The 20356-nt window shown below is 56.8% G+C and carries 18 protein-coding genes; 9 read left to right on the top strand and 9 right to left on the bottom strand.

The window, feature by feature from the left end:
- Positions 1 to 33: 33 nt before the first annotated feature.
- Positions 34 to 1563 carry a CCA tRNA nucleotidyltransferase gene (locus Q0V70_RS06320; RefSeq protein ID WP_297589732.1) on the bottom strand — a complete coding sequence of 510 codons (1530 nt, stop codon included), beginning with the start codon at positions 1561 to 1563 and terminating at the stop codon, positions 34 to 36.
- Positions 1564 to 1677: 114 nt separating this feature from the next.
- Here Q0V70_RS06320 and Q0V70_RS06315 point away from each other — a divergent pair, with 114 nt between their 5' ends.
- From Q0V70_RS06315 to Q0V70_RS06285, 7 genes are all read left to right on the top strand, one after another.
- Positions 1678 to 2190, top strand: a complete 513-nt coding sequence (locus Q0V70_RS06315) for an NUDIX hydrolase (protein ID WP_297589729.1) — start codon at positions 1678 to 1680, stop codon at positions 2188 to 2190.
- A gap of 2 nt (positions 2191 to 2192) precedes the next feature.
- On the top strand, positions 2193 to 4718 hold the full coding sequence (locus Q0V70_RS06310; RefSeq protein ID WP_297589726.1) for a DUF6049 family protein: 2526 nt from the start codon (positions 2193 to 2195) through the stop codon (positions 4716 to 4718).
- Entirely contained in the window at positions 4715 to 6442 is a 1728-nt protein-coding gene (locus Q0V70_RS06305; RefSeq protein ID WP_297589723.1) for a murein biosynthesis integral membrane protein MurJ, read from the top strand. Before Q0V70_RS06310 ends, Q0V70_RS06305 begins: the two co-directional genes overlap by 4 nt.
- A gap of 80 nt (positions 6443 to 6522) precedes the next feature.
- The gene (locus Q0V70_RS06300) at positions 6523 to 7443 is read left to right on the top strand and encodes a hypothetical protein (protein ID WP_297589721.1); all 921 of its coding nucleotides are present in this window, start codon (positions 6523 to 6525) and stop codon (positions 7441 to 7443) included.
- Positions 7444 to 7581: 138 nt separating this feature from the next.
- Entirely contained in the window at positions 7582 to 8517 is a 936-nt protein-coding gene (trxB, locus tag Q0V70_RS06295; RefSeq protein ID WP_297589718.1) for a thioredoxin-disulfide reductase, read from the top strand.
- A 71-nt stretch (positions 8518 to 8588) separates the two neighbouring features.
- The gene (gene trxA, locus Q0V70_RS06290) at positions 8589 to 8915 is read left to right on the top strand and encodes a thioredoxin (protein WP_297589715.1); all 327 of its coding nucleotides are present in this window, start codon (positions 8589 to 8591) and stop codon (positions 8913 to 8915) included.
- Positions 8916 to 9177: 262 nt separating this feature from the next.
- A complete protein-coding gene (locus Q0V70_RS06285; protein ID WP_297589712.1) occupies positions 9178 to 10452 on the top strand; it encodes a PLP-dependent aminotransferase family protein in 1275 nt (424 codons plus the stop codon).
- A 261-nt stretch (positions 10453 to 10713) separates the two neighbouring features.
- On the opposite strand, the gene Q0V70_RS06280 is transcribed toward Q0V70_RS06285, so the two are convergent.
- The 8 genes from Q0V70_RS06280 to rpmH form a co-directional block, all read right to left on the bottom strand.
- Complete coding sequence (locus Q0V70_RS06280) at positions 10714 to 11727, bottom strand: ParB/RepB/Spo0J family partition protein (RefSeq protein ID WP_297589709.1); 1014 nt, start codon at positions 11725 to 11727, stop codon at positions 10714 to 10716.
- 3 nt (positions 11728 to 11730) lie between these two features.
- On the bottom strand, positions 11731 to 12702 hold the full coding sequence (locus Q0V70_RS06275) for a ParA family protein (protein WP_297589706.1): 972 nt from the start codon (positions 12700 to 12702) through the stop codon (positions 11731 to 11733).
- Positions 12703 to 12975: 273 nt separating this feature from the next.
- A complete protein-coding gene (gene rsmG, locus Q0V70_RS06270; protein ID WP_297589704.1) occupies positions 12976 to 13656 on the bottom strand; it encodes a 16S rRNA (guanine(527)-N(7))-methyltransferase RsmG in 681 nt (226 codons plus the stop codon).
- A 28-nt stretch (positions 13657 to 13684) separates the two neighbouring features.
- Positions 13685 to 14344, bottom strand: a complete 660-nt coding sequence (locus Q0V70_RS06265; RefSeq protein ID WP_366126758.1) for a R3H domain-containing nucleic acid-binding protein — start codon at positions 14342 to 14344, stop codon at positions 13685 to 13687.
- Between the two features lie 60 nt (positions 14345 to 14404).
- Positions 14405 to 15730 carry a membrane protein insertase YidC gene (yidC, locus tag Q0V70_RS06260; protein ID WP_297589701.1) on the bottom strand — a complete coding sequence of 442 codons (1326 nt, stop codon included), beginning with the start codon at positions 15728 to 15730 and terminating at the stop codon, positions 14405 to 14407.
- Complete coding sequence (gene yidD / locus Q0V70_RS06255; RefSeq protein WP_297589699.1) at positions 15721 to 16119, bottom strand: membrane protein insertion efficiency factor YidD; 399 nt, start codon at positions 16117 to 16119, stop codon at positions 15721 to 15723. The genes yidC and yidD overlap by 10 nt, the downstream gene beginning before the upstream one ends.
- Before the next feature lie 16 nt (positions 16120 to 16135).
- Complete coding sequence (gene rnpA / locus Q0V70_RS06250; protein ID WP_297589696.1) at positions 16136 to 16543, bottom strand: ribonuclease P protein component; 408 nt, start codon at positions 16541 to 16543, stop codon at positions 16136 to 16138.
- Between the two features lie 10 nt (positions 16544 to 16553).
- Entirely contained in the window at positions 16554 to 16691 is a 138-nt protein-coding gene (gene rpmH / locus Q0V70_RS06245) for a 50S ribosomal protein L34 (protein WP_004007802.1), read from the bottom strand.
- Positions 16692 to 16906: 215 nt separating this feature from the next.
- On the opposite strand from rpmH, the gene dnaA reads away from it, so the two are divergent.
- Together dnaA and dnaN are read left to right on the top strand one after the other, a co-directional pair.
- Entirely contained in the window at positions 16907 to 18436 is a 1530-nt protein-coding gene (gene dnaA, locus Q0V70_RS06240; RefSeq protein ID WP_297589694.1) for a chromosomal replication initiator protein DnaA, read from the top strand.
- Between the two features lie 744 nt (positions 18437 to 19180).
- Positions 19181 to 20323, top strand: coding sequence for a DNA polymerase III subunit beta (gene dnaN, locus Q0V70_RS06235; RefSeq protein WP_297589691.1), 1143 nt, complete (start codon positions 19181 to 19183; stop codon positions 20321 to 20323).
- Positions 20324 to 20356: the final 33 nt, after the last annotated feature.

The raw sequence follows: 20356 nt of genomic DNA, 5'->3' as shown, positions 1-20356 counted from the left end.
TTTTCCCGACTCACCTCTAGCGGTGAGGCGGTGTTACCGCGCTTTGTCCTGTTCGTTCGTACCATTGTGCCATTTTTCCCACCAGTCACGCAGAACGGCAGTGGCGTTATCGTGTCCGACTGGCCCGTGTTCCATCCGGTAGGCCAGCATATACCGATAGGCTTTGCCGACTTCCGGGCCGGCAGGAATCCCCAGGATTTCCATGATTTCGTCCCCGTTGAGTTCGGGGCGCACCGCGTCGAGTTCCTCCTGGGCTTTCAATTCCTTAATCCGGGCTTCCAGGTCGTCGTAGGCGGCCGCGAGGCGCTGGGCTTTTTTCACGTTGCGGGTCGTGCAGTCGGCACGAGTCAGGCGGTGCAGGCGTTCCAGCAGGGCACCGGCATCGGTGACGTAGCGGCGCACGGCGGAATCGGTCCACACTTGTTCCCCGTAGCCATGAAACCGCTGGTGCAGAGCGACCAGGCGGGACACGTCACGAATCGTCGCCTTGTCATATTTCAAGGCTTTCAGGCGGGTGCGGGTAATCCGGGCGCCGACCACGTCGTGCTGATGGAAGGTAACGACCCCACCGGCCTCGAAACGCCGGGTCGCGGGCTTGCCAATATCGTGCAAAATCGCTGCCAAGCGCAGCACCAAGTCCGGGGCGGGAACCGGTCCGTCCGGCCCGGTTTCCTGGGCAATCGCCTGGTCGAGCACCGTCAAGGAATGCTCCCACACGTCCTTGTGACGTTTATGTTCATCCTGCATATCGAGCAAATCCATCAGTTCAGGCAGGACCTGGTCGGCCAGCTGGGTATATACCATCAGCTCCAACCCACGACGCGGCGCTTTGGCGGTCATCAGGCGGGACAGTTCGGCCTGGACGCGTTCGGGGGAAACGATGCTCAGCCGTTCGCGCATGGTTTCCATCGCCTGCATCGTTTCGTAATCCACGTCAAACTCAAGCTGGGCGGCGAACCGGGCCGCGCGCATAATCCGCAGGGGGTCGTCGGAAAATGATTCTTCCGGGTCGATGGGGGTGCGCAAAATTCCGGCGGCCAAATCGTTGAGTCCCTCGGTAGGGTCCACCAGCTCCAGGGTAGGCAGGCGCAGCGCGATGGAATTAACCGTGAAATCGCGGCGGAACAGGTCTCCCTCCAGGGTGTCGCCGAACTTGACGGTGGGTTTGCGCGAATCCCGCTGGTAGTCGTCGCTACGATAGGTCGTGATTTCGAACACGTCATCGCCTTTGCGAGCTCCCAAGGTGCCGTAGTTGCGTCCCACGTCCCACACCGCGTCCGCCCAAGAGCGGAGCACCGCCTCGGTTTCGTCGGGACGCGCCGAAGTGGTCAGGTCTAGGTCGTGGGGGGTAATCCCCAGCAGGGCATCGCGGACCGGCCCTCCGACCAGCGCAATCTCAAAGCCGGCGGCGGCAAAAACTTCTCCGAGGGGCACCACTTTCGCTTCCAGCTCACGGCGCACCGCATCCTGCCGGCTCACTTTCGTGCCGGGCTTTTCCCCTGCCGCGGCCGTTACCGAGGGAGTTTGCGCCGGAGGCGTGATGTTCGCTGTCGTCTCAGTCATGGCCCTCCTCTCTGGGTACGTTTCCTTTACAATGTTCCGCTCATTACCGGGACTTTTTACCGTATTTTCAACCGGTTAGAAAAACCTCTGCACTATTTTATATAAAATCGACGTATGTCAGCCGCACCGGAATCGAACCAGCCCGTCCCCGAGGGCTTTTACCGGTCCCGTTCAGGGCGGCTGCTACCGATTGTGGAGGAGGTCAGCGCGGGGGGGCTGGCAGTGAAACTTGTCGAGGGAAAGGTGTGCGCCGCGTTGATTTTGCGTCAGGGTCGCGCCGACCGTCTGGAATGGCTGCTGCCCAAGGGGCACGTGGAACCGGACGAGACGATTCCCCAAGCCGCCGCTCGTGAAGTCCAGGAAGAGACGGGTATCGAATGCCGTCCGGTGCGTTACCTTTCTTCGATGGATTACTGGTTTTCCGGTACTGACCGGCGGGTTCACAAGGTCGTGCACCACTTTTTGCTGGAAGCCACCGGTGGGCAGCTTACGGTGGAGAACGACCCTGACCGCGAGGCTTGCACCGCGCAGTGGGTGCCGCTGTCCCTGCTGGACAAACGCCTGGCTTTTCCAGCCGAACGGCGCATCGGGGCCTTGGCTCGAAAAATGTTGGAGGTGCACAGTTAAAGATGCGCCCGTCGGTTTCGTTCATTTCCCGTGTCTTTATCGGTTTAGCGGCGTTGTCTGTCGTGTCGCTGGCGGGAGGCGCACCCGACCCCGCGCAAGCTCAAACGGAAAAACCGTCCCCCACCCCTTCTGCCAGCCCCTGTACGTCTGCGACCAGCTCACACTCCGCTCCCCCCTTTTGCGGATCGGGCTTTAACCACCAGGGCGTTCACCTGGAGATCACCGCGATGACCCCCATCGTGACCCCGGACACCACCGAATTAACTCTGAGCGCCGTCCTGGAGGTCAACGCGGATTATCACCACGCGTCCCAGGGCACGCTCAGTCTCGCAGTCTCGACCCAAACCCCCATCACGCGCGATGAACTGAACGAGTGGATGGATGCGCGGGATAATGACACGCGTTTGCGGCGAAAACTCCAAACCGTTGCGACTCAGACAATCACCCGCCTCACTGCGGGTAAACCCCAGCAGGTGACGTTGCGCGTGCCGGTCAGCGACCTGCCGCTGGCGGGCACGGATCGGTGGGGACCTCGGCCGTTGACCTTGACTTTTGTTCCGGATCCGGCCACGTCCGGGACGAACAAAGCGTCTGGCGCTGATTTGTCCCACATCTCCCAGGACCGGTCTTTCCTGCTGTGGGATTCCGGGGCAGCCTTTAAGCCCAGCGAGCTGCTGGCTTTCGTACCCCTCACCACCACCAAAGCTGACATTTTGGCCTCGACCTGGCCGCTGCCGAACCTGGCTGAGGTGAGCAGTACCCGGATGCAAACCGTGTGCGAACTGGCCACCGCCACCGGACTGACCCCCGTTTTCGACCCGCTCCTCCTGGAACCGGAACTGAACGGCATCAACGACGCGGCGAACCTATTGAACCTTGAAAACGGGCCGACCCAACCAGCTGCCGAAACCCCGCACCCAACCCCGACCCAGCCCAGTGTGGCCAACAGTCTGGCGGGCGGATTGTGTGGAAAACAACCCATTGCTTATCTTCCTCCGGGTGACTTTGCGGCCGCAAACACGTCTTGGTTGGATGATTCCTCCCGTTTACGCCTTGACAAAGCCGCCGCAGACTTGGCCGAAAAAGTCAGCGAAAAACTTCCCGATTACCGGGCAAACCTTTTGTTGTGGCCCGATTTCAGTCAAAAATACTTGCCGTCGGGGGACGTGGCGGGTGAAAACCTGCTGTGGGGTGCGGACCGCCCGATGATTTTGTCCCCCGATTCGGGATTCAGTGATGACCTGCGTCCTCTGTCCCATGACCCGGATGCCCGCCGTCTTATCAACTTCGTCGGCCGACATGAGGAAATGGCGATTCAAAGCCTCGGATGGACTTTGGATGCTCAGCTTTCGCGCCTGTTAAACGGGCTTCCTGCCTCTGATCCGGCCAACCAAACCGGCACTGCCAGCACGAACAAAATCGCTGCCAATACTTCGGGCATAACGCCAGCCGGTGGCGCGGATTCGCCTACCGAGCTTTCCCCGGTGGCTGCCCGTCAGTGGGCTTTGGCGCAAACCGCTGTTTTGACCCGGCAGCGTCCATTCGCCCCGCGCCTGTTTGCGGCGGGTGCTAAGCGCGATTACAGTGCTGACGCCACTCAAAAGGCCGTCATGGAGGGGCTGACACAGGCCCGCTGGTTGACGTTCCCCGCCTGGAACACGGTTCGCCCCGACAGCCCCGAAGTCGCAGGTAAAACCCCAGCTAATCCGGTAACTGTGACTGTGCCTGACCCTTACCCGGCACCGACTGACCCAAGCATTTTTACTTCCGGCTCAACCAATCCCGACCCGAAACGTAACCTTCCCAGCGTGATTTGGTATTCCAACCCGTCCATAGCTGCGGCCAATAATCTGCAAGCAGCCGAGGCCCTCAGTGCTACCATGGCCGATCCGCAACGTTTCCAGCTCATGTTTGACGCACTTCAAGTCGCTAGCAACTGTGCGTCTTGTACGGGTTCCGCCCCTGACGGACTGATTTGGGCGACAGGCACCGCGGCAGAAAAACAGACCGCAATTGACCACGCCCGCCATCCGCAAAACCCGGCTGATCTTGACATTGCCCCGAACACGCTTGATCCTGATGTGTCCACTGCTCTACTTGGCCTGGTTCAAGCCCAACCGGCTTCGGTCATCAACCTCATCGATAAGACCGCCCAACTGCCGATTTCCGTCTCTAACGGCTGGGACCAAGCCGTGAGCGTACGCCTGAAACTGACCCCAACGGATACCCGTCTGCAGTTCGCTCCGGTCGAAACCCTCACAATTGCGCCCCATTCCATCGGCCAGTTCCGCATTCCCGTAAAAGCGGTCGGTTCCGGGGACGTACAGGTCACTGTGCAGCTGACCAACCCGGAGGGGCAAAGCATCGGCACCCCAGAAACTATCCGGGTCCGGGTCAGAGCCGAATGGGAGTCTACCGGAACCTATATTGTGGCTGGCTTGCTGGCTGCCGTGTTGGTTTTCGGGATCGTCCGGCGTATTGTGAAAGGCCCAAAGAACCGTAAGCTCAAAACGGGAGACCAGGCGTGAGTGAAAACCCGAGGAATGAACCGGTGTCGGATTCCAACCCGAACCCGAAAGACCCTCCGCAGCTGCGCAAAGTAGCCGACGGGGTAGCGAACACGAAAACAGGGAAATCAAGCGCCATTATGGCGGCGGGAACCTTGGTGTCCCGGGTGCTGGGCTTTGTTCGCCAATGGCTGCTGGTGGTGGCTATTGGCGGGTTTGGTATCGCCGACTCTTTCAACACCGCGAATATCCTTCCCAACACCCTGTATAACCTGCTGGCGGGCGGGATTTTGAACGCGATTCTGGTGCCGACCATCGTGCGCGCACTGGCGAATAACAACGGTAAAGAGGGGGTTGATCGGGTAAACGCTCTGCTCACCCTGGCTTCTATCGCCTTGTTGGGTTTGACTGTGTTGTCGGTTGCCCTGGCCTGGCCGCTGGTGATGCTGTTCGCGGGGGGAATGCAGCCGAAGCTGTTTAACCTGACCGTCATTTTTGCCCTGTGGTGTCTGCCGCAAATTTTCTTTTATGGAACCTACGCGCTGCTGGGACAAGTGTTGAACTCCCTGTCCAGCTTCGGTCCCTACATGTGGTCCCCGGTGGTCAATAACCTGGTGGGGATTGCCGGATTGGGTGTGTTCATCAACTTTTACGGCACCGCCCCGTCCCACGACTTTGATGTCTCCAGATGGGATGCGCCGCGGATTGCCCTTTTGGCCGGTTCCATGACATTGGGCATCGCCCTGCAAGCAATTATTCTGGTGTTTCCCCTGATGCATCTCGGTTTTCGGCTGCGCGCCAACTTTCACTGGCACGGTTTGGGGTTTCGTCACACCGGACGAGTTGCCGCCTGGGCCTTCGCAGGATTGTTAGCCAATACGTGCATGAACCTCATCGTGGCGCGTATCGCCTCGGCGGCTAACGGTGCCGGTCAGCTGGACGGTAATTTCTATCCTGGTTTCGCTATCTACCAGTACGCCAACACGCTGTATATGCTGCCCCAATCCCTGGTGACGATTTCCGTAACCACCGCGGTCTTTACTTCCATGGCCCTGCACGCCACCAGAGATGACATCCCGGCTTTGGCCGGGGACTATTTGCATGCCGCCCGGCTATCGAGCCTGTTTAACTTCCTCTTGGCGGGCATGTTAATTGTGGGGGCCCTACCCCTGGCCAATGTCACGGCCACCGCCCTGCCTCCCCAGCAAGCCCAGGCTTTGGCAGTCATTCTCACCATTTTGAGCTTGGGCATTCCGGCACAAGTCATTTTCTCCACCACCTCGCGGGCTCTTTATTCCCTGGAAGACACCCGCGCCCAGTTTTTCCTGATGTTGTTTTTTCCGTTCGTGACCGCCATCCTCGGGTTGATTGCGTACTTCATGCTCAGCCCATTTTTCTGGGTTCCGGTCACTACCGCGGCCGAACCGGTGTCCCTCACCGCTTCGGCCGTGTTGGGTCTGGTGTTGCTGCATCGCCGCGGTTTTTCTCATTCCGTTTTTCAAGAGATTTTTGGGCACTATCTGCGATTACTGGTGGCAACTGTAGTGGCGGGGATTCCGGCCTGGGTGCTGCTGACTTTTGTCATCCCGACTCCCGGTGCGGACTGGAGTTACGGTGCCACTTTTGTCTCCGGGGCGTGGCGTTGCCTGGTGGTAGCGCTGGTCATGGCTCCTCTGTACTTCGGGATGCTGTGGATTTTCCGAGTACGCGAAGTTCGGGGCTTCCTAACGAAGTTGCGCCGCTAGCAACGCAAAGTCCCGATGTTTTGCCGCGAATTTCAAACACGGGCTAAAATACATAAATCAGCTGAGATTAAGGGGGCGGCGTGGATAACACCAAGTCAAACGGCACACCGGTGTTTCGCTCTGTCTCTACCGGCGTTCCTCCTCAGCCCACTCCGCTATTCAACAATCCGTCCCAATCGGCTGAATCCGAGGAAAATGTCATTGACGTGCCTGATGAAGACACCTTGACCGGTGAGGATGTCATCGACGAAACCACCGGCAAGGCTTGGGGCGCTGACCGCAAACGCCTGCGCAAAGATTGGGTCAGCTGGAAAGCCGAAACCACCGAAGTTTTGAACACCAGCATCAGCGACGCCCGCCAGGCTGCCACCGACTACACTCCCAAACATGAGGAAGTTTCCGCCGCCGAATCAGCTCTGACGCTAAAGATTACAGTGCTGGCCGTTGCTGTGGTCACGATTTTGGCGCTGCTGGTCTGGTTCTGGCCACATTCCGCGTCAGTACCGACCGATAATTCCCTCGACTTATCGCCCGTTCCTGATTTGCAGGTGCTTCCTGAAGCCGAGCCGACCCCGCTACCCATCGCCGGTGTCGCTTCCGTTTCGGGTTTGCCCGATGGCTATGACCATCCGGAACTGGCTGGCTTAGCTATTGACGGTAAGCCCGAGACGTCTTGGCGCAGTGCCGCGCTGCGTTCGGCCGTATTGACTGGGGGCCGCGGTTACGGACTGGTGATAAACCTCGGAGAGTCTCCGGTACAGGTTAAGAAAGTCGTGGTGAAATCCGCCTCTACAGGTGGCAATCTGGAGCTGCGTCAGGGCAATGCCGAGAATTTCCGCGAGGCTACCGTCTTGGGGTCTCAACCCTTGTCCTCCACAGTCACCTATCATCTGGCTCAGCCGGTAGAAACGAACAGCTTGGTCTTGTGGTGTACCGAGATGCCCACCGCTGCCGGCGGCGAGTTTCGTTTGAATATTTCCGAGATACAGATCCTCGGTTAGAGTTAGACATTTGGCTTTGCCCAAGTCAGCCAGTTTTCGGCACATTTTTCGCTAGGCTCTCAGCGAATCCTATCCCCTTGGTAAGGATTCACAGCTACAATAAATTTAAACTACAGTTTTCTACCAAAGGGAGTCTTTTTGTACGACGTCATTATTATCGGTTCGGGTCCGGCCGGCTACACCGCTGGGATTTACGCCGGACGTTCAGCCTTGAAAACACTGCTGGTGGCAGGGTCGATGAATATCGGCGGAATGCTGATGAACACGACCCTGGTGGAAAACTATCCCGGGTTTAAAGACGGGATTCAAGGCCCGGACTTGATGCAGGAAATGCTGGATCAAACCGAACGTTTCGGGGTTGAAGTCATCTATGAGGATGCTCTGAAGCTGGACTTGCGCGGCGACATTAAGACTGTCGTGACGGATGAGGGTACTCACCAGGGCCGCACGGTCATTATCGCGACCGGGTCGGGTTACCGCACTTTGGATGTACCCGGCGAGGAAAAGCACGCCGGTCACGGTGTGTCTTACTGCGCCACCTGTGACGGGTTCTTTTTCCGCGACCAACCCATTATGGTTGTCGGCGGCGGGGACTCTGCGATGGAGGAGGCCGTGTTCCTGACCCACTACGGCTCCTCGGTTACGGTGGTGCACCGTCGGGATGAGTTGCGGGCCAGCGCAGCTATGCAGGCCAAGGCGTTTAAGGAAGATAAAATTTCCTTCGAGTTCAACACGGTTGTTGAATCCATCAACGGCACGGACAAGGTCGAATCTGTCACTCTCAAAAACGTGCAAACCGGGGAAACCAAGACTGTACCGGTCGGCGGCATCTTTATTGCTGTTGGTCACCTGCCGCGCACCGAGCTGGTGAGCAATCAGTTACAGTTGGATGCCCAAGGCAATATTTGGGTCGATTCTCCCTCCACACGAACTTCCATGCCGGGCGTGTTTGCCGCCGGTGACGTCACGGACGCGATTTATCGCCAAGCGGTGACTTCTGCGGCTTCCGGTTGCCGCGCCGCCATCGATGCGGATCGCTACATTAACGACCAAGACGCTCAGATCAACCTCTGAGCCCAACACAGATTTTCCGGCCGGTTACCCTACCGGGTGGGACATGAAACATAACAGAAAGGAAAATGACTATGTCCGAAGCAATTGAAGTCACCGAAAGCAATTTCGCCGCCGAGGTTTTGGAATCTGACGTTCCGGTGCTGGTGGATTTCTGGGCCGTCTGGTGCGGTCCGTGCCGTCAGATGGCGCCGATTGTGGACCAGATTGCCGCTGACTTTGGCGATCGTCTAAAAGTCGCCAAGTGTGACGTTGATAACAACCCGTCAATCCAGGCTCAGTACGGCGTTTCCGCCATTCCGACCTTTAACATTTTCAAGGGCGGCAAGGTCATTCATCAGATTATCGGGGGTCGGCCCCGCTCTCAGTTCAAATCAGAGATTGAAGCCGCCCTCGCCTGAGGTTTCAGACGAACCGTCTCAATAGCCCCTGTTGTGACGTTTCTGCGTCACTGAAAACGAATTCGCCTCCGCGTTTGCGTTTCAGCCATTACAATGGAGAGACACACACTACTCCGCGGTCCTTCGCTGGGATTTCCGGCTTTACTCCTTTCTCCCGGGCCCAGCGCAGGACCGCTTTCGTGTCCCGGTGTGTCTTCCCGAAATTTTGGCTCAGTTTCACCCCAGCGTAAACTTGCAGGAAATATCTCAAAGGAACGTGTTTATGACTTCTGATTCTGTAATGAGCCAAACCGACTGGTCGGATCGATTCTCGGTGCGCGCCAGCAACCTGAAAATCAGCGAGACTCGAGCCCTGTTTGCCGTAGCCTCCCGCCCGGAGGTGGTTTCTCTGGCCGGCGGCATGCCAAACCTAAAAGACTTGCCCCTGCACCAGATTGCGCGTTCTTTCCAGCAGATGTTCGAAACAGACGGAGCCACCGCTATGCAGTACGGTGGCGGTCAGGGTTTGGAAGTGTTGCGCGAGCAAATCACCGACATTATGAGCTTGGAAGGCATCCACGCCTCCGCCGCCAACGTCACTATCACTGCCGGTTCTCAACACGCATTAGACCTGGTCACGCAGCTTTTTGTGGATCCCGGCGATCCGATTTTGGTGGAAGCCCCCTCCTATGTCGGCGCCTTGTCGGTGTTCCACTCCTATCAGTGTGATGTACATCACGTTTTAATGGATCACGATGGCCTCATTCCCGAGGCTCTGGACGAAGCCGCGACCGAGCTGGAAAAGGCTGGTCGCCCGGCTAAGTTCCTCTATACCGTCCCGAATTTTCACAACCCCGGCGGCATGACCCTGACTGAACAGCGCCGTCCGCAAATCGTGGAAATTTGCCAACGCCACCACCTGCTGATTTTGGAGGACAACCCCTACGGCCTGCTCGGTTTTGACGGCCATCTCTATCCAGCCCTGCAGCCCCTCAACCCCGATGGCATCATCTACCTGGGTTCTTTCTCCAAGATGTTCGCCCCTGGTTTTCGTATCGGGTGGGCGCTGGCTCCCGACCAGATTACGCACAAACTGGTGGTCGCTAACGAAACCGCTATCCTGACTCCTTCGATGGCTGCCGAAATGTCTATCTCTAAATACCTCCAAGATTTCGACTGGTACGGTCAAGTAGACAAATTCCGCGTCATGTATCGTGGTCGGGCTCGCGCCACCCTGGAAGCCCTTAAGAAATACCTCCCGGATTGCACCTGGACACACCCAGTCGGCGGCTTCTACACCTGGGTTCATTTCCCCGCGGGCCTCAACACGAACGCGATGCTGCCCCGCGCCGTGCAAAACCTGGTCGCTTACGTCTCGGGCACAGCTTTTTATGCGGACGGACGCGGCTCCGATTATCTGCGCATCGCCTACTGCTATCCTCCAGAGGAACAAATCCGCGAAGGCATTCGACGCCTGGCCCTGACCGTGGAACAGGAAAAAGCCCTGATTGCTAACGGTGAAGCCGTGTCTGCGGTTTCTACCGCCAAATCCGCCTAGCTGTACTTCACGAGTTCTCTAGGGGAGCCGTCATTCTCGCGCCTCGATTAGTTTTCACAAGCCCGGTCACCTGATTACTCGATTAGTTTCCCCTACTTTGTTTCACCAGGACACTCGGGGACTGCCTTCGTTTCCGCGGCCAGGACTAGGGTAATGTTTCACGTGAAACAGTTGCGTCCCTGCCGCCGTGGCCGGTATCAACCCTGCGGCTGGCGCACAGCCTGCCTGAACTCTGTGCCGCTCGGTGTGGCATCCACTGCCTTAGCGGCTGCCAATAATTTTGGCAATCCGCGCCAAATCATCGCCATCGGCAAACTCAATGGTGACCTTGCCTTTGGTTTTCCCGATTTGCAGGTTTACCCGCGTTTGCAAGATGTCTTCCAAATGAGCTTTCATTTCCATCATGTCTGGGCTGAGCGGGGTGGTCTGGCGCTTTTTCGGCTCGGTGGTCTTGGCCGAGTCATTATCGCCCACCGCTACGATTTCCTCGGTGGCGCGTACCGACAAGCCCTCGGCCACAATGCGCTGTGCCAGTTGCGTCATCGCGGCGGCATCATCCAGCGCCAGCAGGGCGCGGGCGTGACCTGCGGACAGCACCCCGGCTGCCACCTGCACCTGTACCTCCGCGGGCAGCTTGAGCAGTCGCAGCGTATTGGCAATCTGGGGACGGGAACGCGACAGTCGCTTCGCCAGGGTTTCTTGGGTGACCCCGAGTTCCTCAATCATCTGTTGGTAAGCGGCGGCTTCTTCCAGCGGGTTCAGGTTCACGCGTTGGATATTTTCCAGCAGGGCGTTGACCCGCATCTCATCATCAGCAGTCTCCCGAATGATGGCCGGAATCGTGGTACGCCCCGCTAGCTTGGCCGCACGCAGACGCCGCTCCCCCATGACCAGCTCGTATTGAGGTTTCTTGCCGGTGCCAATCTGACGCACGGTGACGGGCTGCAAGATACCGACGCTGCGAATCGAATTCGCCAGTTCCTCCAAAGCGTCCTCATCGAACACCTCGCGGGGCTGGGCTCGGTTGGCGCTAATCGCCGCGATAGGAAGTTCCTGCACGGTCATGCCGGGAACCGGCACCAGGGAGGTGTCCGGCGCGTTTGCCGATTTGCGCTGCATCGCATCGGGACTCAACAACTCGTGGACCTTGTCGTTGCTCTTGGTCGGGTTCGTCCCTGGCTTGGGCGGAACCAGCACGTCCACACCCCGCGGCTGCGACTGCGCACCGGGAATCAAAGCTCCCAGACCACTACCTAAAGCCCGTTTTTTCGCCATGTGTCAGTTTTCCTTCGCCGCTAATTTCCCCAACAGTTCTAACGCCGCCATCTGATAAGCCAGCGAACCTGGCGAATTCTTTTCGTAAGTGATGACGGTCTGACCCCAGGAGGGAGCTTCGGAGATAGCAACTTGACGCGGAATGTTGGTAGGTAAAGTCTGTTCGGGATAGTGCGAGCGCACATCGGCTTCGACTTGGGCAGCCAGATTCGTGCGCTTATCAAACATGGTGATGAGGAAGGCCAACACTTCCAAGTGAGGATTCAAGGCATCGCGAATCTTGCCCACGGTATCAGTCAGCAGGGAAATTCCCTCCAGGGCGTAGTACTCCGCCTGCACCGGAATTAAGACCCAATGCGCGGCACAAAATGCGTTGACGGTCAACAGCCCCAGCGAAGGGGGACAGTCAATGAAAACCAAACAACCGGACTTATCCGCCAAGTAAGACTTGACGGCTTCGCGCAGATAAAAACTGCGGTCCGCCTGATCGGCCAGTTCCATTTCCACTCCTGCCAAATCCACGGTGGCGGGTACGACCAAGAGGGATTCCTGTTGCGGGCAAGGCTGAGCGACTTCCGCCAGGGTAGAATGCCCGGTGTAAACATCATAGAGTGAGGGGTTGCCAACATGGTGGTCGATGCCCAAGGCAGTCGAAGCGTTGCCTTGCGGGTCAGTGTCAATGACCAGCACCTGCACGCCACGCTGCGCCAAACTCATAGCCATATTAACCAGGGTTGTCGTCTTGCCGACTCCACCCTTTTGGTTAGCAACCGCCACGATGTGATTGTGACGCAACTGGGGAGTATCCTCGGAGGCGATTGCCTGGCGCATCTCCATTGATTTGCGCAGTTCACGAGCGATGGGGGTCTCGTTCTCGGAGGTAGGCACCCGCGGACGCAAGGTCCGGTGAATGGAATCCGGACGCTCGATTTGATGGGGGACTACGACCTTAGGCCGTTCGTTTTCTGCCACCATAAAACTCCCTTCTTTCCTTCCAGTCTACTTCATGGGTGACCACGAAAAAATTCAAGATTGCCGAAAACTTATCCACACCTTGTCCACAAGGTATTCCGCGTGGTTGCGCCGGTTGACAAATGTTTTCACAGGTCAACCAAGCGGGCCAACCGGCTATGTTCGGAGCAAATTAAACAAACCGATGACACAAAAATGCCTCACATTTGTCCTCCCATTGGCCCCAAAACAGAGCAGGATAACGCCGGAGCAAAATGTTTCACGTGAAACAATTGCTTATTTCTTAGCCAGCCGCACCACGCGGGTTGGTTCTCCGGTCAAAGGTGTGGAAACGGTGAGCACCTCGGGCAGGGATACCTTTTGTTTTGCAAACACGTAGTTGGCTTTCGCTTTGTCTATCTCTGATTCGACCGAGGCGCCTTTTAAGAACAGCATCGTGCCGTGCTTTTTCACCAGCGGCGCCGTCCAGCCCAGCAGTGTCGAAAGGTTGCCGACCGCCCGCGCCGTCAGATAGGAAAACGCTTGTTTCCCGCGAAGGTCCTCAGCACGAGCGTTACGAATCCGCACGTTATCCAGACCGAGTTCTTCCACGCAAAACTGCAACCACTCACAGCGCCGGGCCATGGACTCAATCAATGTCATACTCAAATCCGGTCTACCGATAGCCAGCACCAAACCGGGCAAACCCGCTCCCGAACCGACATCAGCGACCTGCACACCCTCAGGCAAAAACTCGCTGAGTACCCAGCAGTTCAAAAGGTGGCGACTCCAGATACGACCAGCCTCGCGCGGTCCCAGCAAACCCTGCTCCAAGCCTTCGTGGCTGAGCAGGTCTGCAAAGTAGCGCATCTGTTCGGCGCTGGTATCAAAGACATCAGCCAGGCCCTCCGGCTCCGGCTCGAGCTGAATCTCACCCTGGGTGTCCTGGGCCAGCTCATCCTCAGCTGAATCTGTCACGGTCAGTCTCTCTGCGAGCCTCTAACGGTTAAGCTTCGTCAGCCGAAACGTCCGAGTCATCGTTGAGAACTTCATCGTCCGGGGTCTGGGCTTCAGCGTCCAAATCGTCAAAAGGCTCGTCCTCGTAGTCCTCATCATCGCCTTCGTCAAGCGACAGAACGACATAGCGGTTGGGGGCTATGCCCTCGGATTCGGAATACAAACCCATTTCCGCGGCCTTGTCGTGGCACACCTTGCGTTCAAACGGATTCATAGGATTGAGCTGGACCGGCTCGCCAGTTTCCTGGACCTGCGCACCCAAGCGCTCCACGAGTTCGCGCAACTCGAGGCGGCGATTGGAACGGTAACCGGCAATATCGAGCATCAACCGGGAACGTTCCCCGGTTTGAGACTGTACTGCCAGGCGGGTCAGTTCCTGCAGGGCTTCCAACACTTCGCCGTGCCGGCCAATGAGCCGCTTCAAACGACGATCCGGTTCGGTGTCCCCGGTAACGATTTCTACTAAGGCGCGTCCGTTCTCAACATCAATCTCGATGTCGCCATCCAAATCGACAATGTCCAGCAGTTCCTCTAAATAATCAGCTGCCAAATCACCTTCGTTTTCCAGTCGCTCCATTTTGGAGGCGCGATTGGCAACGACTTCGGTACCTTCCTCAATAATGTCCAACTCGTCCATTGATTCACTCATGTTTATGCTCCTCGATTCCCAGGCTACGCCGTGCGTCGTGCTGCCCTGAAAATATCGTGTCTATCTGTTCCCTTGCTTCTTTTTTGACTTCTTTTGCTTCGCTTTACGCTCTGCTGCGCGTCTTTCTGCTTGTTTGGTGGCTCGTTGGCTGGCGGTCAGGCCATCCTTGCCGACTTCGTCCGGATCAGGCCCCGCCTCGGCGACGGCCTCTGCCTTATCTTGATCAAACTGAGCCCGGTACTCGTCCCAACCCTTCTGACCCGGCTGCATCCGCTGCTGCCTGCCACCTTTACCCTGGGCGTCAACCGAACCGAAGTTCATTTCGTCCAACCCTAGCTCCATCCGGCGCTTCTCTAACTGGCGAATATGAGCCAACCGGGCTTCCCGCATCGCGACCTGAACGCCCTTCTGATTAAGGCCCACCTCATTCAGCTCAATCTTTTTCAACTCGGCTTCGAGTTGTTTTTCCTGCTCAGCGCGGTATTTATCGAATTTCTGTTCATGAGCGTCTGTGCGCCACCGAGCGGCTGCCGAACCGCGAGTGGGGTAGGCCCGAATCATGAAGTACTGCTGCACCAAGCTCCACGTGTTAGAGGTCACCCAGTAAATGAGCAATCCCACTTGCACGACCGGGCCGGTGAACAGGTACACCAGCGGCATGAAGTACATCATGGACTTCGTGGACTTCACCATCGGGTTATCCGAGTTCAGCTGTTCGTCACTCATATTCTTCATCGACAGGAACGCCGTCTGCACAAACATGGTCACGACCAGGTAAGCCACCATAATGCCGATAACAATCTTGGTCTGGACGGTAGATGTCGGACCAAACATAGTCTGACCCAACGATTCGCCAAAGAAGGTGGAATCCCACAGCGCTTTGGCTTGCTCCTGACCCATCCCCCCGATGGAATCGTGTTCAGGCATGGTCCCTTGTGCGACCGAGGACATGTAGTAAAGCAAGCGATACAGCGCGAACAGTACCGGCATCTGAACCAAAAGGGGCAGGCATGAGGCCGACATGGAAGCGCCGTACTTCTTTTGCACGGCTTTCATTTCCTCCTGCTGGCGCATCATGGACTGTTGGTCGCGCTTGCCCTTATATTTCTTGGTGATTGCGGTCAATTCGGGTTGCGCCAGACTCATGGCGCGCGAGGCTTTAATCTGTTTGATGAACAGTGGCACGATGATGAGGCGCACCACGATAGTCATCCCAATGATGGCCAGTACCCAGCCAATGCCGGCACCGGACTTGACCCCTAACAGTTCCAGCAACTCGTGGACACCGCGCAAAATCCAGCCCACCACCCACATAAAGGGGTACAAAATCTGATCATAGAGGGACAATTTGGCTTCCCCAGCAGCCGGGACCAGGCTCAGCAGCATGACACCATTCCTTCTTTCATTTCCATAGTTTCCCCTCTCACCCAGGCGCTCCACAGTGAGTTTTGACCGGGCATTAGGTCATAAGTTTGGGCGCTGACGCTGCCAGGTTCAGTCCACGGATTAGTCCAGGAACCTTTGACCGGAGGGTAGTCCACGCCACCGTCAGAGTAGGGGTTGCACCGTAGCAACCGCCACAGGGTCAGCGCTGAGCCTTTCCACAGTCCGTGTACTTGCAGTGCCAGATCCGCATAGTGCGAACAGCTGGGATAATACTTACACACCGGTCCGAACGCTTTTGACAAAGTGTGTTGATAGATGTGAATCAGCAAGCGTGCCAAGTTTGCCGGCAGATTCCAACCCCACCGCAACAATGTCTTGCCTGTTAACACCGCATCTATCCTAACTTTACCGGCCATTACCGTGCTGGAAACTTGACGAACCGGGATGCGGCGAACCGAGTGAAACCTGGTGGCGTTTACGGGCCATCTTTTGCAACACCGTCCCGACTTGCTTGTCCAGCTGCGAATAATCCGCCTCAGCAATGCCGGCTTTGGCATAAAACACATTTAGAGAACCCGCCGGAAACTCCACCAGGCGATCGCGCACCAGGTGGCGCAAACGGCGCTTAATGAGATTACGTCCGGTAGCGTGCTTTACAAACCGCTTGGCTACAACGAAACCGATGCGAGCCGGTTCATCTCCCATTCCGACATATTGATGGAACACCAGGTTAGGGCCGTGAGCGTGGCACCCCTCGCGCATTGCTAGGCGAAAGTCCTGGGCGCGAGTCAGCCGGTTTGCTTTGGCCAGCATTAGCTTGGGCTTAGACCGCCAGACGCTTCCGGCCGCGGCGACGCCGAGCGCTAATAACCGCCCGTCCCCCACGGGTGGCCATACGATTACGGAAGCCGTGCTTGTGGGCGCGGCGACGATTATGGGGCTGATAAGTCCGCTTAGTCACTTTTTTCTCCTGAAAAATAATCCCGGGTAATCCCGAGCCGCAGTTAAGTCATAAGACGAAGCTCCAATTTAGCCCAGGTAACAGGTTCGTTGCAAATTAGCGCAAAAGTCCGACCGAGCGGATTGGCCCGGAAATAATTGGAAAACGTGGATGTAACTGCACCTCATTACGGAGTTACATGGTTGTAACTTTGTCCACAGGTTGTGGATAACTTTGTGGATTCCACCAAAGAGTGGCAAGATTTATTCAGTTTTATCTGGATAAAAGCAACTGCCGAGGAGATACTTACCGTGGACAATGCGGCCTGGGAAAGCGGAGCTAACGCTGACCTTGGACCAACCGATTTTTGGGCCCAAGCACTACAAAATCTCAGTGCTTCAGGCAAGATTGGGGACTTTGATTTAGCGCTCATTCGCCAATCCAAAGGTTTGGGAGAATCCGGGGACGCGGCAGTTTTAGCGGTATCCAGCAACGACGTCAAGACCATGATTGAGTCGAAATACTACGAACTGTTTACAACGACTTTTGGTGAGGTCTTGAATCGCCCCATTAACAACCTGATTGTGACGGTGGACGAAAACCTAGGCAACGTGGTGCCCGCACCCCAAACTTATGAATCCGTCCAACCCCTGCCCGTCCAGCCGAGCGCCCCCGCTGCACCCGTGTGGGAACCTGGGGAAAGCCACCAAGTCCTGCACATCGACTCGAACACGGGACTAAACCCGACCTACACTTTCGACTCTTTCGTCATCGGCTCTTCGAACTCGTTTACCGCTGCGGCCGCGGAATCGGTCGTTGCCTCACCGGCAAAAGCCTACAATCCGCTGTTTATCTATGGCGGTCCGGGATTGGGCAAAACCCACCTGTTGCACGCCATCGGTAACTACGCCCTGGAGCTATATCCCGAATCGAAGGTGAAATACATTTCCTCCGAGGAGTTCACCAACGAGTTCATCAACGCCATCGCCTCCCAGACTTTCGCCGATTTCCAGGCTCGCTACCGAGAAGTCGACTTCCTGCTCATCGACGACATTCAGTTCCTAGCCGGCAAAGAACAAACCCTCGAGGAGTTCTTCCACACTTTTAATACGCTGCACACCGCGCAAAAACAGGTCGTCATCACGTCTGATGTGGCTCCCAAGGAGCTGAAGGGGTTTGAAGAACGGGTTCGTTCCCGCCTGGAGTGGGGTTTGATGGCGGATATTCAGCCCCCCAGTCTAGAGACGCGCATCGCGATTTTGCGCCGAAAAGCCCAGGCCGGAAACCTGCAGATGCCCGACGATGTGGCGGAGTTCATCGCGTCTAACGTCGATTCGGACATTCGTGCTTTGGAAGGTGCGTTGATTCGAGTGACAGCGTATTGGTCGCTGAACCACGTCCCCGCCACCATTGAAACCGCAAAACTGGCGATTCGCGACTTGATGACCGGCAAGGGCGCCAAAGAAATCACTCCAGAGATGATTATTGACTGCACCGCCCAATATTTTGCGTTGAAGTCCGAGGACTTGCTCTCGGCGAACCGCTCGCGCACCGTGGTGGGGCCGCGTCAAATCGCTATGTACCTGTGCCGGGAACTGACTGATTTGTCACTTCCCCAGGTCGGAGCCGCTTTCGGGGGTCGCGATCACACGACCGTCATGCACGCCAATAAAAAGGTCGCAGCCTCCATGAAGGAAGACACCCAAACGTTTAAGTCGGTTTCCGACATTTCCGATGCGGTGCGCCGCGCCACCCGCGAATCCTAGTTCCAGCTGTTTTCCAACAGTTTCTCGCCTCACGTTTCTCTCACCTCGGCCGCATTTTTTTGTGCACAAGGTCGTTGCGGAAAGTATTTCTCAAGGTCACGGGGAGGTATGGAGTGTAGTTACGGTATACCGGTTTAAGGTCGCGGGGAATCTGTCGAGCCTTGTGTTACTTTCACTAAACAAACGCCGGGAACCGGGAGGGGAGCGAGGGGAGGAACCCGTACGACGCTGGGGAGGGGGCCCTATCGCGGCGAGAGCGAAGCGGAGACGCGATGGGGGAGGGTGCTCCCTCGATGTCGCTAGGGTCCTCCCCCGCGACCCCGAACGGAACGGCACAAAACCCCACTTCAGACGTCTCCCACACCTGAAATCCAGTCCAAACCACCGGGTGTGGACAAGGCTGGGGATGAGAACGGGATTTTTCGGGGATTGCCTGTGGAAGAAAATGTGGACAGCATTTCATCCACAGGCCCGCTGATTTTATCCCGAAGGTTATCAACTGAACTACAGATTTGTGATTCCGAACTCCCACCTAGCAAAATCGGGTTTTACACAGAATTCACACCGGTTATGTAGGTAATTATTTTTTAAATTATTTTGCGCCTCTCTGCCTTCATCAAAGAATCGTCGGGGCTCGTGAATCTCGTGCCCGTGGTAGCAAATTCGGCAAACTACGGGAGTACTCAACTATGCGGTTTTGGGTTAGAGTTTGTATAACAACATTTAGCATTTGGGAGGAATTTCATGGAACTCGTGTTGAGACGCGACACTTTGGCAGAAGCTGTGGCATGGAGTTCCCGGTCCATTTCACCTCGTCCGGCGGTGGCGGTGCTCTCCGGGGTACGCATCGAAGCACGAGAGGACGGGGTCGAGTTTTCCTCCTATGATTACGAAGTTTCTTCCCGTGTGACGGTCGCGGCCGAAGATGTCACTGAGCCCGGTGTGGCGGTAGTAGACGGCAAACTGCTCAGCGAAACGGCACGAGCCTTGCCGACTCGAGCTGACCTGGTGACCTTCGCTACAGAGGACAACTACCTGCACATCACCTGCGGTTCTTTCAAACAAAACCTCATCATGATGCATTCTGAGGAATACCCGCCTCTGCCGCAGTTGCCCGAAAGTGTCGGGAAGGTCGATGCCGCCGCTTTTGCTCATTCCATTTCACAAGTCGCGGTGGCCGCCTCTCGTGATGAAACGTTGCCGCTGTTGACGGGCATTTCCTTGGAGGTGCGCCCGGACAAGCTCTATCTCTTGGCGACAGACCGTTACCGGATGGCGTTAAAGGAAATGCCGTGGGCCGGTGGTCAGGGCGGTAATCAAGACCTGGTGGTGAAAGCCAAGAACTTGAGCGATGCGGCAAAGAACATTGCTACCGCCGGCGATGTCGAAATCGCGGTGGGTTCAGCCAACAGTCCCGCTTCCTTGATTGGTTTGGCCGCGAACGGTCGGGTGTTTACATCCCAGATTAACGACGGAAATTATCCTGACGTGCGCCGTCTGTTCCCTGAACCGATTAATGTTACGGCCGTGGTCCAGGTCGATCAGTTCATCGAAACGGCCAAGCGCGTGGCGATTGTGTCCTCGAACCTCTCTAATCAACAGATTTCCCTGCGCTTTACCTCCGGTCAGCTAGAGTTCCTGGCGGGCAACGGCGGTGAGAACAGCGCAAGTGATACGATTCCCGCCCTGCTGAACGGCCCGGACATCGCGGTATCTTTCAACTCGCGAATGCTGCTGGAAGGCCTGGGCGCCATCGATGAACCCTATGCGCGCCTGTCATTCAAAGATGAGGCGAAACCCGTGGTCATTACTGGTCAAAAGGAAGAAACGGGCGAGGATAACCTGACGTTCCGCTACCTGATTATGCCCATCCGCACCAGCATTTAGAAGTTTTCGACACGGTCAAGTGAGGTTTCAGGG

This window comes from uncultured Mobiluncus sp., assembly GCF_947087965.1.
In the GTDB taxonomy this organism is placed as follows: domain Bacteria; phylum Actinomycetota; class Actinomycetes; order Actinomycetales; family Actinomycetaceae; genus Mobiluncus.
This window is presented reverse-complemented; position numbering and strand designations above follow the sequence as displayed.

Coding starts and splice junctions, on each gene's coding strand:
- Q0V70_RS06265 (WP_366126758.1), bottom strand. CDS start 14,344: ATGAGTGAATCAATGGACGAGTTGGACATTATTGAGGAAGGTACCGAA.
- Q0V70_RS06315 (WP_297589729.1), top strand. CDS start 1,678: ATGTCAGCCGCACCGGAATCGAACCAGCCCGTCCCCGAGGGCTTTTAC.
- trxA (WP_297589715.1), top strand. CDS start 8,589: ATGTCCGAAGCAATTGAAGTCACCGAAAGCAATTTCGCCGCCGAGGTT.
- rnpA (WP_297589696.1), bottom strand. CDS start 16,543: ATGCTGGCCAAAGCAAACCGGCTGACTCGCGCCCAGGACTTTCGCCTA.
- Q0V70_RS06275 (WP_297589706.1), bottom strand. CDS start 12,702: ATGGTGGCAGAAAACGAACGGCCTAAGGTCGTAGTCCCCCATCAAATC.
- Q0V70_RS06320 (WP_297589732.1), bottom strand. CDS start 1,563: ATGACTGAGACGACAGCGAACATCACGCCTCCGGCGCAAACTCCCTCG.
- Q0V70_RS06280 (WP_297589709.1), bottom strand. CDS start 11,727: ATGGCGAAAAAACGGGCTTTAGGTAGTGGTCTGGGAGCTTTGATTCCC.
- Q0V70_RS06285 (WP_297589712.1), top strand. CDS start 9,178: ATGACTTCTGATTCTGTAATGAGCCAAACCGACTGGTCGGATCGATTC.
- Q0V70_RS06310 (WP_297589726.1), top strand. CDS start 2,193: ATGCGCCCGTCGGTTTCGTTCATTTCCCGTGTCTTTATCGGTTTAGCG.
- dnaN (WP_297589691.1), top strand. CDS start 19,181: ATGGAACTCGTGTTGAGACGCGACACTTTGGCAGAAGCTGTGGCATGG.
- yidC (WP_297589701.1), bottom strand. CDS start 15,730: ATGCTGCTGAGCCTGGTCCCGGCTGCTGGGGAAGCCAAATTGTCCCTC.